Below are 13,410 nucleotides of genomic sequence, written 5' to 3'. Positions count from 1 at the left end.
CAGTGCCGTTTGGCGGTCAGGGCAGGATCAGTGCTTCTGCGTCACCTGCCCCAGGTCATCGCCCGAGGTGGTGCGCATATCACTCTTGCGCAGGTCCGCCACGTCACTGGCTTTCACGGGCGCGCCTTTGTTGCCCCAGCTGCCGCGAACAAAGCTGACGACATCCGCCACTTCCTGGTCCGACAAACGCCAGGCAAAAGCCGGCATGGTGAATGTCGACGGCGCCGTGTGAGTCGCCGGCAAGGTTCCACCGTTCAACACAATGTTGATCAACGACGTGGCATCCGCCGTCTGCAACACCGGGTTACCCGCCAGTGCCGGGAACACCCGCGTATAACCATGGCCGTCCGTACGGTGGCAGGCGGCGCAGTTGTCGATATACACCGACGCGCCCGGCTTGCTGTCATCGCCTTTCCACAGCGCCTCGGCCACCTGCTTATCGTACTGATGCGGCTGATCCTTGGGATCGACCACCGGCAGGCTTTTGAGGTAACGGGCGATAGCGGTCAGGTCGTCCTGCGACATGTACTGCATGCTGTGCACGACAACATCACTCATGCCGCCAAACACCGCGCTGCGGTCACTGCGACCGGTCTTGAGGAACTGCACCAGTTGCTCCTCGCTCCAGCTACCGAGGCCGTCCTTGTGGTCGCCACGCAGGCTTTTCGCGATCCAGCCTTCCAACGGCGCGCTGCCGGACAGGAAGGCAGCGCCGTCCGCGGCACTCAGGGCTTTTTCCTGCATGGTCAGCGCGCGCGGCGTATGGCAGGCGCCACAGTGGCCGAGGCCTTCAACCAGGTAGGCGCCACGGCTGATCACCGGGTCGGCGGCGACCTGTGCCGGATGCTCCTCAACCGTCGGGGCAAACATCCAGCGCCAGGCCGCCAACGGCCAGCGCATGCTCAAGGGCCACGGAATGTCACTGTCCTTGTTCGCTTGGGCGACCGGCTCAACCCCTTTCATGAAATACGCATACAACGCCTGCATATCGCTGTCGCTGACGCGTGCGTAGGACGGATACGGCATCGCCGGGTAAAGCGTACTACCGTTCTTGGCGACACCATGGCGCACGGCCTTGTCGAAGTCTTCGAAGCTGTAGTCGCCCAGGCCCGTCTTGTCCGGGGTGATGTTGGTGGAATAGATCACGCCGATGGGCGTTTCCATCGGCAGGCCGCCAGCGAACGGCTTGCCGCCCTTGGCGGTGTGGCAGGCCACACAGTCACCCGCGCGGGCCAGGTATTCGCCCTGCTTGATCAAGTCGGTTTCGGCGGCGCTTACCGAGCAACTGCTGAGCAACGCCAGGGTGGCGATAACGAGTGCTTTCATGGTCATCGCTCCTTATGCCTGAACCAGTGGGCCGGGATTCTTGAGGTACTGCTCGCGGATCGCCCGCGCCGACCAGTAGGTCAACGCCGCCACCAGGCCGGTAGGGTTGTAACCCAAGCCTTGTGGGAAAGCGGACGCGCCCGGGACAAACACGTTGTGCACATCCCAGCTCTGCAGGTAGCGGTTCAGCGCGCTGGTTTTCGGGTCGGTGCCCATGATCGCGCCGCCGTTGAGGTGAGTGGTCTGGTAGGCCGCAGTGTTGAATTGCTCTCCGACCTTTTTGCCCAGCACGGCAATGGCCTTGGGGTTCATCGCTTGGGCGACCTTGCCCATTTTCTCCATCATGAAACGGTTCATCTTGATGTCGTTTTCCTGCCAGTCGAACGTCATCCGCAGCAATGGCAGACCGTAGGCATCGCGGTACACCGGGTCCAGGTCCAGGTAGTTGGCCCGGTAGGATTGATGCGCGCCGTGGGAGTCCATCGACACCTGGTGGGTGTAGTAATCGGCGGTGGCGCGCTTCCAGGCACTGCCCCACGCGGGGGTGCCCGGCGGGTTGGACGTACCGGCGATCGGCCGGCTGCCAGCCTGGTTGACCCACATCGGCGAGCCCCCCACAAAGCCGTGCGGCCCGTGGTCGAAGTTATCCGCGTTGAAGTCATCAATGGCCACGCCATTGCCGCCCGCACCGATGAAGTTGTTGGTGTGGGTGTCCTTGTCGAAGAAGGCCTTGATGGTGCCCATGTTCTGGTAGGCGAAGTTCCTGCCCACCACACCCTCATTGGTAATCGGGTCGTAGGGCTTGCCGATACCCGACAGCAGCATCAGGCGTACGTTGTTGAACTGGAAGGAGCCGATGATCACCAGATCCGCCGGTTGCTCGCATTCCCGCCCCTGGCCGTCGATATAGGTCACGCCGGTGGCCTTGCTCTTGGTGCTGTCGAGGTTGACCTTGAGCACGTGGGAATTGGGCCGCAGCTCGAAGTTCGGCACCTGGCGCAGTGCTGGCAGAATGTTTACGTTTGGCGAGGCCTTGGAATACATGTAGCACACGTAACCGCTGCAGAACCCGCAGAAGTTGCACGGGCCCATCTGCGCGCCGTAGGGGTTGGTGTACGGCCCCGAGGTATTGGCCGACGGCAGGTTGTAGGGCTTGTAACCGACCTCGGCAGCCGCCTTCTGAAACAGCTGTGCGGACACGGTGTTTTTCTGCGACTCCAACGGGAACGGGTTGGAACGATCCGGTGCATATGGGTTGCCGCCACGGCCTTCGCCCACCACCTGACCTTTTACGGTCCAGGCCTGGCCGGAGGTGCCGAAGACTTTTTCCGCGTAGTCGAAAAACGGCTCCAGTTCTTCGTAGCTCACGCCGAAGTCCTGGATGGTCATGTCTTTGGGAATGAAATTTTTGCCGTAGCGCTCTTCATAGTGGCTACGCATGCGCAACTCGATAGGGTCGACGCGAAAATGCACCCCCGACCAGTGCAGGCCCGCGCCGCCCACGCCATTGCCCGGCAGGAACGCGCCCAATTGGCGGTTGGGCAAGGCAACGTCATTCACGCTATGGCGAATGGTCACCGTCTCCTTGGAGATGTCCTGAAAGAGTTTTTTACGCACGCTGTAGGTCAGTTCGTCGATGACCTGCGGATAGTTGCCGTCGGGGTAGGTGTCCTGCATCGGGCCGCGCTCCAGCGCTACCACGTTGAGGCCTGCTTCGGTCAGTTCCTTGGCCATGATCGCGCCGGTCCAGCCGAAACCCACGATCACCGCGTCCACTTTCTTCATGATGGTCGCCACGTTTATGCCCTCTCGCCGCGAATGGAAACAGCCGGGAAGGGGTATTGCTCGTTGCGTTCAACCCAGTCCATGAAATCGGCGCGGGCGCCGGGGAAGCCAATCATCGTCCAGCCGACCATGCCTTTATTGCCGCCGTGGATCGGGTCGCAGAAGAACCCTTCCTTGGTATTTTGCAGCAGCAGGTTGAAAAACATCTTTGCCGGCACGGCTTCGAAATGCGCCGTCATTTCACTGCCGCCAGCCTCCATACGCCGCAGCATGTCGTCCTGGGTAGCGCTGTCTTGCACGGCAAAAGCCTTGCCATTGAACGCCTTCGACCAGGCATCCGTCGCGGCAATGCCCAGGCGATAGATGTCCTTGGGTACCAGTTTGCTCTGCCAGCCCATCTCCGGCGCCGCATCGGCGTTAAACGGGCCTTGCATGAACCACAGCGCGCCCGCGGCATACGGCGTGTTCATCTGGCGGTCGATGTATTCCGGCGCGCCGGCTTCCAGGGCGCCAGGGCCTTGGGCGTCAGCGGGAATCAGGCGGGCGACGGCCGCGTTGATAAACGCCCACTCTTCGGCGGTGAAATAGCTCGGCTCATAGGCTTTGTCGTTGACGGACGGCTTGGCAGGAGCGGCCTGAACCGGCTCCGGCGTGGCCATCAATATCGAGCCGCCAAGGCCTGTACTGGCAACCGTGACCACCGGGATCAAGGTCAAGGATTTGCGCAAAAAGTCACGCCGGGGGTTGTCTTGATCTTGATCAGACATGGGTGCACCTCATCATGTGGTCACGGGTTGATCAGCCGCTTCTGAGAGCAGCGTGAAGGCTTGCCGAGCAAATAGGATCCAATGGGCTAGAGCAGACTGGCAAACAATAGTTACAAATGATAGCAGGCTAAGAATTGAGAAGAATCGATTAAGCGAGAAAAACACCGGATCAGGTCGGGTATTCACGATTCTTTGACGAGTACCTCACGCCGCGTTGACCCCTCGCAGGCGAATCTGTGGCCCATCAGCCATTTCCCTATTCGGTCCCAATGCGCATGTTCACAATTCGTTTGCTGCCTGCCCTCGGCCTGGCGTTCATGGCTCTGCTCAGCACGCTTCAGGCCCAAGCCGACGAGGCCACGTCCCTGCGCTCAGCAGAATGGGCCCAGCCTGTGGGCGACCAATTCAACCTGCACCAGATGACGCCGACGCTGTATCGCAGCGCACTGCCGGACAGCAGTGCAGTGCCCGTATTGGAAAAACTCAAGATCGGCACGGTGATCAACTTTTTGCCGGAATCTGATGCGGCATGGCTGAAGACATCTGATATCAAACAGGTGCAGCTGACTTATCGCACTAACCACGTCGACGATTCCGACGTGCTGGCGGCGCTCAGGGCCATCCAGCAAGCAGAAGCCAACGGCCCGGTGCTGATGCACTGCAAACACGGCTCCGACCGCACTGGCCTGATGGCCGCGATGTATCGGGTGGTGATTCAGGGGTGGAGCAAAGAAGACGCGCTGAACGAGATGACCCTGGGCGGTTTCGGCACCAGTAACGGCTTCAAGGACGGCGTTCGCTACATGATGAAAGCCGATATCGACAAGTTGCGTACAGCCTTGGCGAATGGCGATTGCAGCACCAGCGCGTTTGCCCTGTGCTCGATGAACAGTTGGCTCAACACGGCCACCAGCAGCCGTGTTGAGCCAAAGAAAGATGCTGAATTAGTGCTCACACCCTAAGAACGGGTATCAGTCTTTTTTCAGCTTGGGATTGGGGAAAAACTGCACGGCCTGCACCTTCGGGTCCGGCGCTTTCAACGCCGATGTATTGACCCGCGTGCCCAACTCCTTGGGCACCGACAAACCTTGATCATTGAGCGTGTCGGTATAACCGCAGGCCACACACTCACGGTGCGGCACGCTGTCCTCGGTCCACATCTTCAACTTGTCCGGCTCGCTGCACGCCGGGCAAACCGCCCCGGCGATAAATTGCTTTTTGGTAATCACAGGCCCTTCACTCATGCTGCCGCGTCCTCACTCAGGCCGCTGTGGCGCAAGAGTGCGTCAATCGACGGCGCACGTCCGCGGAAGTCGACGAACAGCACCATCGGCGCCTGGGAACCACCCCGCGCCAGAATCGCTTCGCGGAATGCACGGCCGGTTTCAGCGTTGAGCACACCCTCTTCCTCGAACTTGGAGAAGGCATCCGCCGACAACACTTCAGCCCATTTGTAGCTGTAATAACCCGCCGCGTAACCGCCGGCGAAGATGTGCGCAAAGCTGTTAGGGAAACGGTTGTAGGCCGGTGGACGCATGACCGAGACCTCATCGCGCACGCCTTCAAGCACCTGCGCCACTGTGCGACCATCGCCATGGGTGGCGTGCAACTCGAAGTCGAACAACGAGAACTCCAGTTGGCGCACCATCATCAGGCCGGACTGGAAATTCTTCGCCGCCAGCATTTTTTCCAGCAGGTCCTGAGGCAGCGGCTCACCGGTTTCATAGTGGCCGGAGATCAGCGCCAGGCCTTCCGGCTCCCAGCACCAGTTCTCCATGAACTGGCTCGGCAGTTCCACTGCATCCCACGCCACGCCGTTGATGCCGGACACGCCAGCGTGTTCAACGCGGGTCAGCAGGTGATGCAAGCCGTGGCCGAATTCGTGGAACAGCGTGGTGACTTCATCGTGGGTCAGCAGCGCAGGCTTGCCGCTGTCGGCCGGGGTGAAGTTGCACACCAGGTTGGCCACCGGGCTTTGCAATACGCCGTCGATCGTGCGGCGACGGTCGCGCGCGCCATCCATCCAGGCACCGCCCCGCTTGTTGGCGCGGGCGTACAGGTCGAAGAAGAAACGCCCGACGTGCTGGCCGTTTTCCTTGATTTCAAACAGGCGAACATCCGGGTGCCAGGTGTCGAAGCCTTTTTGCTCGGCGATTTCGATGCCGTACAGGCGCTGGACGATGGCAAACAGCCCGCCGAGCACTTTGTCGATCGGAAAGTAGGCGCGCAGGGCTTCCTGGGAAACGCTGTAGCGTTGCTCGCGCAGTTTTTCACCGTAGAAACCGCTGTCCCAGCTTTGCAGGTCGGCGCAGCCTTGTTCGGCGGCGTAGGCCTTGAGCTGTTGCAGGTCCTGAGCGGCAAACGGCTTGCTGCGCTTGGCCAGGTCACGCAGGAAGCTCAGCACCTGGTCGCTGGAATCAGCCATTTTGGTGGCCAGGCTCAGCTCGGAGAACGATGCATAGCCCAATAGCTTGGCCAGTTCCTGACGCAGATCGAGGATCTGCTCCATCACCGGGCCGTTATCGTTCTGACCGGCATTCGGGCCTTGGTCAGACGCACGGGTGCAGTAGGCCGCGTAGATTTCTTCACGCAGGGCGCGGTCCTGGGCGTAGGTCATCACCGCGTAGTAGCTCGGAAATTCGAGGGTAATCAGCCAGCCGTCGAGGCCTTTGGCCTGAGCGGCGGCAGCCATTTGCGCCTTGGCGGAGTCGGTCAGGCCGGTGAGAGTGGCTTCATCGGTGACGTGTTTGGTCCAGGCCTGGGTCGCATCCAGCAGTTGGTTGGAAAATTTGCTGCCCAGTTCGGAAAGCTTGCTTTGCACTTCCGCGTAACGCTTTTGCTGTTCGGGCGGCAAATCGATACCCGACAGGCGGAAGTCGCGCAGGGCGTGTTCCAGGATAGTTTTTTGCGCCACATCGAAGCCGGCCGCTTCGGGGCTGTTGGCCAGGGCTTCGAAGGCCTGGAACAGCGCGCGGTTCTGGCCCATCTCGGTGGAGTAGGCACTCAACGCAGGCAGGCAGCCTTCGTAAGCTTCGCGCAGCTCGGCACTGTTGCACACGGCGTTGAGGTGGCTGACCGGGCTCCAGGCGGCGCCCAGGCGGTCATTCAGCTCATCCATAGCCAGCACCAGACCGGCCCATGTCGGATTTTTGCCCTGGCTTTGCAGGATGCCTTCGATGGCAACGCGGTTGTCGGCGAGGATCTGTTCGATGGCCGGCTGCACGTGCTCGGCACGGATCGCCGAGAACGGCGGCAGGTCGTAGGACTGTAGAAGAGGGTTGTTCGCGCTCACGGTTGACACCTTGGCTGAAGAAACATGTAAGAACAAAGATGGGGCCATCTTAATTACAATCAACGCCCACCGCAGCTATCAGCAGAAGAGAGAGAGGCTATCGTGACCCTTCGCACCTATCAGAACCATACGCCAACCCTGGGCGCCGGGGCTTTTGTCGATATTTCGGCGGTGGTGATCGGCGATGTCGAAATCGGCACCGACAGCTCGGTTTGGCCGCTGACCGTGATTCGCGGCGACATGCACCGCATCCGCATCGGTGCGCGCACCAGCGTGCAGGACGGCTGCGTGCTGCACATCACCCACGCCGGGCCGTTCAACCCGGACGGCTTCCCGCTGCTGATCGGCGATGACGTGACCATCGCCCACAAGGTCATGCTGCATGGCTGCACCGTGGGCAGTCGGATCTTGATCGGCATGGGCAGCATCGTGATGGACGGCGCCGTGGTCGAAGACGACGTCATCATCGGCGCCGGTAGCCTGGTGCCGCCGGGCAAGAAACTCGACAGCGGCTTTTTGTATGTCGGCAGCCCGGTTAAACAAATCCGCGCGCTGACTGACAAGGAGCGCGCCTTTTTCACTTACAGCGCGGCGAACTACGTGAAGCTTAAAGACCTGCACCTGGCTGAAGGATTCGACCAATGACCCAGCGTTACCAAACTGTCCTGTTCGACCTGGATGGCACCCTGACCGACCCGCGTGAGGGCATCACTCGCTCGATCCAGTACGCGCTTGGCAAGCTCGGCATCGACGAGCCGGACCTGACCAAGCTGGAGCACTTCATCGGCCCGCCGTTGCTGCAAGCCTTCATGCAGTTCTACGGCTTCGACGAGGCCAAGGCTTGGGAGGCGGTGAATTTTTATCGCGAGCGTTTCAAGGTCACCGGCCTGTATGAAAACCGCGTGTTCGACGGCGTGATGCCGTTACTGGAAGCGCTGAACGGCCAGGGCCGTCAGCTCTATGTGGCCACGTCCAAGCCGTGGGTGTTCGCCCGCGAGATCGCCCGCCATTTCGATTTTGCCAAGCACTTCAAGGTCATCTACGGCAGCGAGCTGGATGGGACGCGCACCCATAAAGTCGAGCTGATCGCTCACTTGATCAGCGAAGAGGGCCTGGACCCGGCGACCACCTTGATGATTGGTGATCGAAAGCACGACCTGATCGGGGCGCGCAGCAATGGGCTGGACTCGGCGGCTGTAGGGTATGGGTTCGGCAGTTTTGAAGAGTTGAATGCCGAGGCGCCGACTTGGCATTTTGAGACGTTGGATGAGATGCATCAGGCGTTTTTGCAGCGGGTTTGAGACCGCTATCGCAGGCAAGCCAGCTCCCACAGTTGACTGCATTCCAAGTTTGGAAATCGGTCAACTGTGGGAGCTGGCTTGCCTGCGAAGAGGCCCTAACGGCCACCACTCTCCAATTGCCTCAACGCCGCCTTACGCTGCGCCACCGGCAACCCACCCAATTTCTCAACCGCCGCAAAAAACCTCACCCAATCCCCGCCTTCCTGCGCAAACAACGCCGCAAACGCCGGCACCCACTGGTCATACAGCCCGAATGGCAACAACCGCGCATTGTTCATCGGCTGGTTGATCCACACGTCGTAACGTTTATCCCCGCCCCATTGGCTATCGCGCATGTGCCGGTACTCGCTGCGCAATCGCTCAAATTCCGCTGCCTTGGCCTGCCGCATCACGTCCGCCACCAACGGTTTTGCGTACAACGCCTCCAGGCGTTTGCGGGTATCAAGAATCAGCTGGATAAATTGGTCACGCTGCTGCAACGCTGCATCGCTGACAGGCGCCAAACCCCGTGCTGCACGCCATTGGCGGGTGCCTTCCTGCTCGACGAAGTTGGCATAAGACTCGTTGAACTCGGTGTCGTCCTTCACATAAAAACGCTGGTGCGCCAACTCATGAAAAATCAGCGTGGCCAGTCGCTCATCACCCCAGTGCATCATCGAGCTCATGATCGGGTCGTTGAACCACCCCAGGGTGGAATAGGCCTCGACACCGCCAATCGACACGTCCATGCCCCGTTGCTGCAACAACGCCGCCTCGCCGCGTGCAGCGCCCTGGTTGTAATAGCCGCGATAAGCGACGCAGCCGGCGATCGGGAAACAGTGGGTTTGCGGGGATAGAGAGAATTCCGTCGTGGCGAACACATTCCAGACCACATAGGGTCGGCCAATGTCCGCGTACAACCGGTAACTCTGGTTGTCAGGCAAGTGCAGGTGCTCGCTGGCAAAGGCACGCGCCTTCTGCGATTGCTCCAGGTGATCGCGCAGCGCCTGTGGGCGAGAGGGGTCGGCGATGACTTCGGAAACCGGCTCCCGCGCCCTCAGCAACTGCCATTGGCCGTCAGCCAACTGGCTGTAATAACTGACGCTGGAGCAGCCGCTGAGCAACACGACCATTAACCCTGGAAGAAAACGCCTCAACATGCTCCGACCGCTCCTGGGTAATTGGCTCGCCAGACTATCCTGCCTGCGCGGGATTTTTCCATGCCGTGACGTGTTTATACTCATAGAGAGTCTGCTGCCCTGTGCGCCGGGCTTAATTCTTTCCTTCCGTTGAGTGCCTGCCATGCGCCAGCTCTTGCTTCCCGTCACTGCCCTGTTTCTCAGCGCCTGTGCTTCGACCCCATTGCCACCGGTCGATCCGCATCAGGCATGGGTCGATTTCGCCACGCCGACCCCGGGCGCCAAACTGGTGATGGCCCAGCGCCTGGACGGCAAGAACCTCAACGACGGGCGTTTCTTTCAGGTGCCACCCGGCAGCCACGAACTGATGGTGCGCTTTGATTTCGAGGTGCCGACCGGGGGCAGTTTGGGCGGGTTGTCGCAGACCCAGGACCGGACCTGCTTCATGACCTTGCAGTACGACAGTTTCCAGGCAGGCCAGCGCTATGTGCTGGAGGGCCGCTCGCTGGGCTTTACGCCCAACATCCGGCTGTACAACACAGCGCGGCAGTTGCTGGCGGAAGAACGCAGCGTCAACTGCATCTGATCAGTCGTTGTTCTTTTGGTAGACGATAGCTTTGGTACCGTTCTCACAGCTGCCGACGACCATGGCACTGTCGTGCTTGTCGGCTTCTTCTTTGCTGACGACTTCCAAGGTGTAGGACGGCACTGCGTTAGCCTGGATTTTGACCTCGATCTCTTTCCTGAGCTCTTCACAATCTTTTGGCGCGGCCACGGCCGACGTGGCCAAAACACCGCAGATGATCGCCAAGGCAAAACGTTTCATGTGTGTAGCTCCCTGAATGCATGCGCACGGGTGTGCGCCTAGGCTGCATAGCGTATAGGACCACATCCGGGAAACACGAGTTCTGATTTAACGCACAACTAAATGTGGGAGCGGGTGTGTGGGAGCTGGCTTGACCTGCGATGGCGCCACCTCGGCATAACTGAAACACCGAGGTGAACCTATCGCGGGCAAGCCCGGCTCCCACACACTCCCGCTCCCACAGAGGATCTACTGTGTTACGCAGACCGCATCAGCTGACGAGCGTGGCATCCAGGCTGATTTTCGCATTCAGTACCTTGGACACCGGGCACCCTTCCTTGGCCTTTTTGCTCAGTTCGTCGAACTGGGCCTGGCTCGCGCCGGGGATCTTGGCCTTGAGGATCAGGTGCACGGCGGTAATTGCAAAGCCACCTTCCACTTGGTCCAAAGTCACTTCAGCCTGGGTGTCAATGCTGTCGGCCTTGAGGCCGGCGTCGCCGAGAATCATCGAAAACGCCATGGAGAAACAGCCCGCGTGGGCCGCACCAATCAGTTCTTCAGGGTTGGTACCCTTGCCGCCTTCGAAACGGGCCTTGAAGCCGTAAGGCGCTTCGCGCAGCACGCCGGTTTCAGTGGAAATGGAACCCAGGCCTGTCTTCAGATCACCTTCCCAATGCGCGGATGCTTTTTTAACAATACTCATAGCTGTCTCCTCGAACGGTGGTTTTGCTTCAGTAAGGGTTCTGAGGATAGATGCGCTGGCAAAGTTCATCTTGTCGGAGAAACCTAGCTTTTTAGTAGGAAATTTCGCAATCTCTATTGAATCTCGGGTATATGCCCTCATTGCATAGAGCATGCACATGAAGCGGCAGGTTTTGGTTGGTCTATAAGCCTGCGCACCTAATGGAGAAGCAGGCTTATGAAATCGCTGTCCGACGTGAAGTTCTCGACCCTCGACCTCGTGCCCGTGCGCGCCAACGGGAGCATCGCGCAATCGTTGCACAACTCTCTGGACCTGGCCCGGCACGTGGAAAAGTTCGGCTACAACCGTTTTTGGGTGGCCGAACACCACAACATGGACGGCATCGCCAGCTCGGCCACCTCGGTTTTGCTGGGTTATTTGGCCGGTGGCACCTCGACCATTCGCGTCGGCTCCGGCGGCGTCATGCTGCCCAACCATGCGCCCTTGGTAATCGCCGAGCAGTTCGGCACGCTGGAAAGCCTGTACCCCGGCCGTATCGACCTGGGCCTGGGCCGCGCGCCCGGTTCCGACCAGATGACCGCCCGCGCCCTGCGCCGTGAACGCTCGGGCAGCGCCGACGATTTCCCCGAAGACGTGGCCGAACTGATGGCCTACCTCGGCCCGCGCACGCCAGACCAACGGGTGATCGCCGTGCCCGGCACCGGCACCAACGTACCGGTCTGGCTGCTGGGTTCCAGCCTGTTCAGCGCGCAGCTTGCGGGAGAGAGGGGTTTGCCCTACGCCTTCGCCTCGCATTTCGCACCGCGTTTGATGCACGAGGCGATTCGCGTGTATCGCAATCACTTCAAGCCTTCAGCCGTGCTGGACAAGCCCTACGTGATGCTCGGCATTCCGCTGGTGGCGGCCGATACCGACGAGCAGGCCGATTACCTCGCCACGTCCGTGTACCAACGCATTCTGGCGCTGATGCGCGGGCAAAGCCTGGTGCAGCGCCCACCGGTGAAAACCATGGATGGCCTGTGGCTGCCCCATGAAAAAGACGCCGTCGGCAGCTTCCTCGGCTTGGCCATGGTCGGCAGCCCGGCCAAGATCCGCGCCAAACTGGAAGTGCTGATCGAGCAAACCGGTGCCGATGAGCTGATCTTCACCAGCGACCTGTACGAGCACGCTGACCGGATTCATTCCTACGAGTTGCTCGCACAACTGATGAAGGGATAACCCTCAGGCGAAAAAAAACCGACGCACTCGCGTCGGTTTTTTATGTCTGGAACACGGGATTAACCGCGTTTGTAGACGATTTCCTTGGTGCCGCCTTCGCAGGAGCCAATCACCTTTCCACCGGCTGCAGCGCCTTTATCGACAACATCCAGGGAATAATGCTGAACGCCTTTCGCATCAAGCTTCGTTGCGAGTTCACTTTTCAGCTCTTCACAAGGCTTGCCCGCCGCCAGGGCTGTACCCGCAATGCTCAACAAACCTACCGCTAACAGGAACTTCTTCATCCGATACTTTCCTTGCGCTGATCAAAAAGAGCGTGCCGACGCATTGCATCGGCACCCCAAGGTTGTAGCGCAGGTTATGGCAATCGGCCAGTCAGCAAGTTCAACCAACGTGATCAACTACTGGCAATTCGGAATCCCACCTTCAGCGTGACCTGGAAATGCGCGGCCTTGCCGTCCTTGATGTGACCACGGGTTTCGGTCACTTCAAACCACTCCAAGTGCTTGATGCTCTTATGCGCTTCGGCAATGGCGTTGTTGATGGCGTCTTCGATGCTGGTCGTCGACGAGCCCACCAGTTCGACTTTCTTGTAGGTGTGATGATCTGACATAGCGTTTCTCCTGAGGTCTCTACTGAAGCGTAGCAGTCAATGTTCGTACTGCTTCTGGCGGCCATTCCTACGTGAAAGTTCAGATTTACTGCACTTTCTGAAAACGCCGTAGTCGGTATCTACACATGCCACTCAATCACTTCAGGAGAGCCCACATGGCCAACACTTCTTTACGCAAAGCGTCGCTGGAAAGCATGGAAGCCGAGATTTCGAGCCTGCTCAAGTCCCTTGAGAGCCTCAAGGATGATGCGTCCGATGAGTCGCGCAAAACGCTGAAGGCCCTGAAAAGTAATGCCGAGAATGCCCTCAAGCACTCCCGCCACCTGATCAGCGATGCTTACGAAGAAAGCAAAGTCAAAATCCGCGAAACCGGCGTCGCAACCCGGGACTACGCACAAGAGCACCCGTGGACTACCGCCGGCGTCGCCGTTGGCGCACTGGGCCTGCTGGCTGCTTACCTGCTGTGCAAACGCGGTGACTGA

The 13,410-nt window shown here is 59.7% G+C and carries 16 protein-coding genes; 6 read left to right on the top strand and 10 right to left on the bottom strand.

Annotated elements, in window-relative coordinates; genetic code table 11:
• Positions 1 to 27: 27 nt before the first annotated feature.
• Genes A7J50_RS00280 through A7J50_RS00270 form a run of 3 tightly spaced genes read right to left on the bottom strand, consistent with a single transcriptional unit; the run spans position 28 to position 3,878 of the window.
• The gene (locus A7J50_RS00280) at positions 28 to 1,326 is read right to left on the bottom strand and encodes a cytochrome c (protein WP_064450029.1); all 1,299 of its coding nucleotides are present in this window, start codon (positions 1,324 to 1,326) and stop codon (positions 28 to 30) included.
• A gap of 12 nt (positions 1,327 to 1,338) precedes the next feature.
• The gene (locus tag A7J50_RS00275) at positions 1,339 to 3,123 is read right to left on the bottom strand and encodes a GMC family oxidoreductase (RefSeq protein ID WP_064450028.1); all 1,785 of its coding nucleotides are present in this window, start codon (positions 3,121 to 3,123) and stop codon (positions 1,339 to 1,341) included.
• A 2-nt stretch (positions 3,124 to 3,125) separates the two neighbouring features.
• The gene (locus tag A7J50_RS00270) at positions 3,126 to 3,878 is read right to left on the bottom strand and encodes a gluconate 2-dehydrogenase subunit 3 family protein (RefSeq protein WP_064450027.1); all 753 of its coding nucleotides are present in this window, start codon (positions 3,876 to 3,878) and stop codon (positions 3,126 to 3,128) included.
• Between the two features lie 275 nt (positions 3,879 to 4,153).
• Here A7J50_RS00270 and A7J50_RS00265 point away from each other — a divergent pair, with 275 nt between their 5' ends.
• Positions 4,154 to 4,840, top strand: coding sequence for a dual specificity protein phosphatase family protein (locus A7J50_RS00265; protein WP_064450026.1), 687 nt, complete (start codon positions 4,154 to 4,156; stop codon positions 4,838 to 4,840).
• A 9-nt stretch (positions 4,841 to 4,849) separates the two neighbouring features.
• Here A7J50_RS00265 and A7J50_RS00260 read toward each other — a convergent pair whose 3' ends face one another.
• A complete protein-coding gene (locus A7J50_RS00260; RefSeq protein WP_027608125.1) occupies positions 4,850 to 5,122 on the bottom strand; it encodes a YheV family putative zinc ribbon protein in 273 nt (90 codons plus the stop codon).
• The gene (gene prlC / locus A7J50_RS00255; protein ID WP_208604448.1) at positions 5,119 to 7,218 is read right to left on the bottom strand and encodes an oligopeptidase A; all 2,100 of its coding nucleotides are present in this window, start codon (positions 7,216 to 7,218) and stop codon (positions 5,119 to 5,121) included. Before prlC ends, A7J50_RS00260 begins: the two co-directional genes overlap by 4 nt.
• 54 nt (positions 7,219 to 7,272) lie before the next feature.
• Here prlC and A7J50_RS00250 point away from each other — a divergent pair, with 54 nt between their 5' ends.
• Both A7J50_RS00250 and A7J50_RS00245 read left to right on the top strand, forming a co-directional pair.
• Positions 7,273 to 7,815, top strand: coding sequence for a gamma carbonic anhydrase family protein (locus A7J50_RS00250; protein WP_064450024.1), 543 nt, complete (start codon positions 7,273 to 7,275; stop codon positions 7,813 to 7,815).
• Positions 7,812 to 8,471 (top strand): HAD family hydrolase, encoded by a 660-nt coding sequence (locus tag A7J50_RS00245; protein WP_064450023.1) that lies wholly within the window; start codon positions 7,812 to 7,814, stop codon positions 8,469 to 8,471. Before A7J50_RS00250 ends, A7J50_RS00245 begins: the two co-directional genes overlap by 4 nt.
• Positions 8,472 to 8,566: 95 nt before the next feature.
• Here the strand turns inward: A7J50_RS00245 and A7J50_RS00240 are convergent, their stop codons facing one another.
• Positions 8,567 to 9,610 (bottom strand): aminopeptidase, encoded by a 1,044-nt coding sequence (locus tag A7J50_RS00240; RefSeq protein WP_064450022.1) that lies wholly within the window; start codon positions 9,608 to 9,610, stop codon positions 8,567 to 8,569.
• Between the two features lie 142 nt (positions 9,611 to 9,752).
• Between A7J50_RS00240 and A7J50_RS00235 the strand changes: the two genes are divergently transcribed.
• Positions 9,753 to 10,175 (top strand): hypothetical protein, encoded by a 423-nt coding sequence (locus A7J50_RS00235; RefSeq protein ID WP_064450021.1) that lies wholly within the window; start codon positions 9,753 to 9,755, stop codon positions 10,173 to 10,175.
• On the opposite strand, the gene A7J50_RS00230 is transcribed toward A7J50_RS00235, so the two are convergent.
• Positions 10,176 to 10,415 (bottom strand): DUF1161 domain-containing protein, encoded by a 240-nt coding sequence (locus tag A7J50_RS00230; protein WP_064450020.1) that lies wholly within the window; start codon positions 10,413 to 10,415, stop codon positions 10,176 to 10,178. It abuts the gene before it with no gap.
• Between the two features lie 250 nt (positions 10,416 to 10,665).
• A complete protein-coding gene (locus A7J50_RS00225; protein WP_064450019.1) occupies positions 10,666 to 11,097 on the bottom strand; it encodes an OsmC family protein in 432 nt (143 codons plus the stop codon).
• A gap of 216 nt (positions 11,098 to 11,313) precedes the next feature.
• Here A7J50_RS00225 and A7J50_RS00220 point away from each other — a divergent pair, with 216 nt between their 5' ends.
• The gene (locus A7J50_RS00220; RefSeq protein WP_064450018.1) at positions 11,314 to 12,315 is read left to right on the top strand and encodes an LLM class flavin-dependent oxidoreductase; all 1,002 of its coding nucleotides are present in this window, start codon (positions 11,314 to 11,316) and stop codon (positions 12,313 to 12,315) included.
• A 59-nt stretch (positions 12,316 to 12,374) separates the two neighbouring features.
• Here the strand turns inward: A7J50_RS00220 and A7J50_RS00215 are convergent, their stop codons facing one another.
• Positions 12,375 to 12,599 (bottom strand): DUF1161 domain-containing protein, encoded by a 225-nt coding sequence (locus A7J50_RS00215; RefSeq protein ID WP_064450017.1) that lies wholly within the window; start codon positions 12,597 to 12,599, stop codon positions 12,375 to 12,377.
• A 113-nt stretch (positions 12,600 to 12,712) separates the two neighbouring features.
• Positions 12,713 to 12,928 carry a dodecin gene (locus A7J50_RS00210; protein ID WP_016969657.1) on the bottom strand — a complete coding sequence of 72 codons (216 nt, stop codon included), beginning with the start codon at positions 12,926 to 12,928 and terminating at the stop codon, positions 12,713 to 12,715.
• Between the two features lie 155 nt (positions 12,929 to 13,083).
• On the opposite strand from A7J50_RS00210, the gene A7J50_RS00205 reads away from it, so the two are divergent.
• On the top strand, positions 13,084 to 13,410 hold the full coding sequence (locus A7J50_RS00205; RefSeq protein WP_003170746.1) for a DUF883 family protein: 327 nt from the start codon (positions 13,084 to 13,086) through the stop codon (positions 13,408 to 13,410).

This window comes from Pseudomonas antarctica, assembly GCF_001647715.1.
Taxonomy (GTDB): Bacteria; Pseudomonadota; Gammaproteobacteria; order Pseudomonadales; family Pseudomonadaceae; genus Aquipseudomonas; species Aquipseudomonas antarctica_A.
Note: the sequence above shows the minus strand (reverse complement) of the source record. Positions and strands in the feature narration are given on the sequence as shown.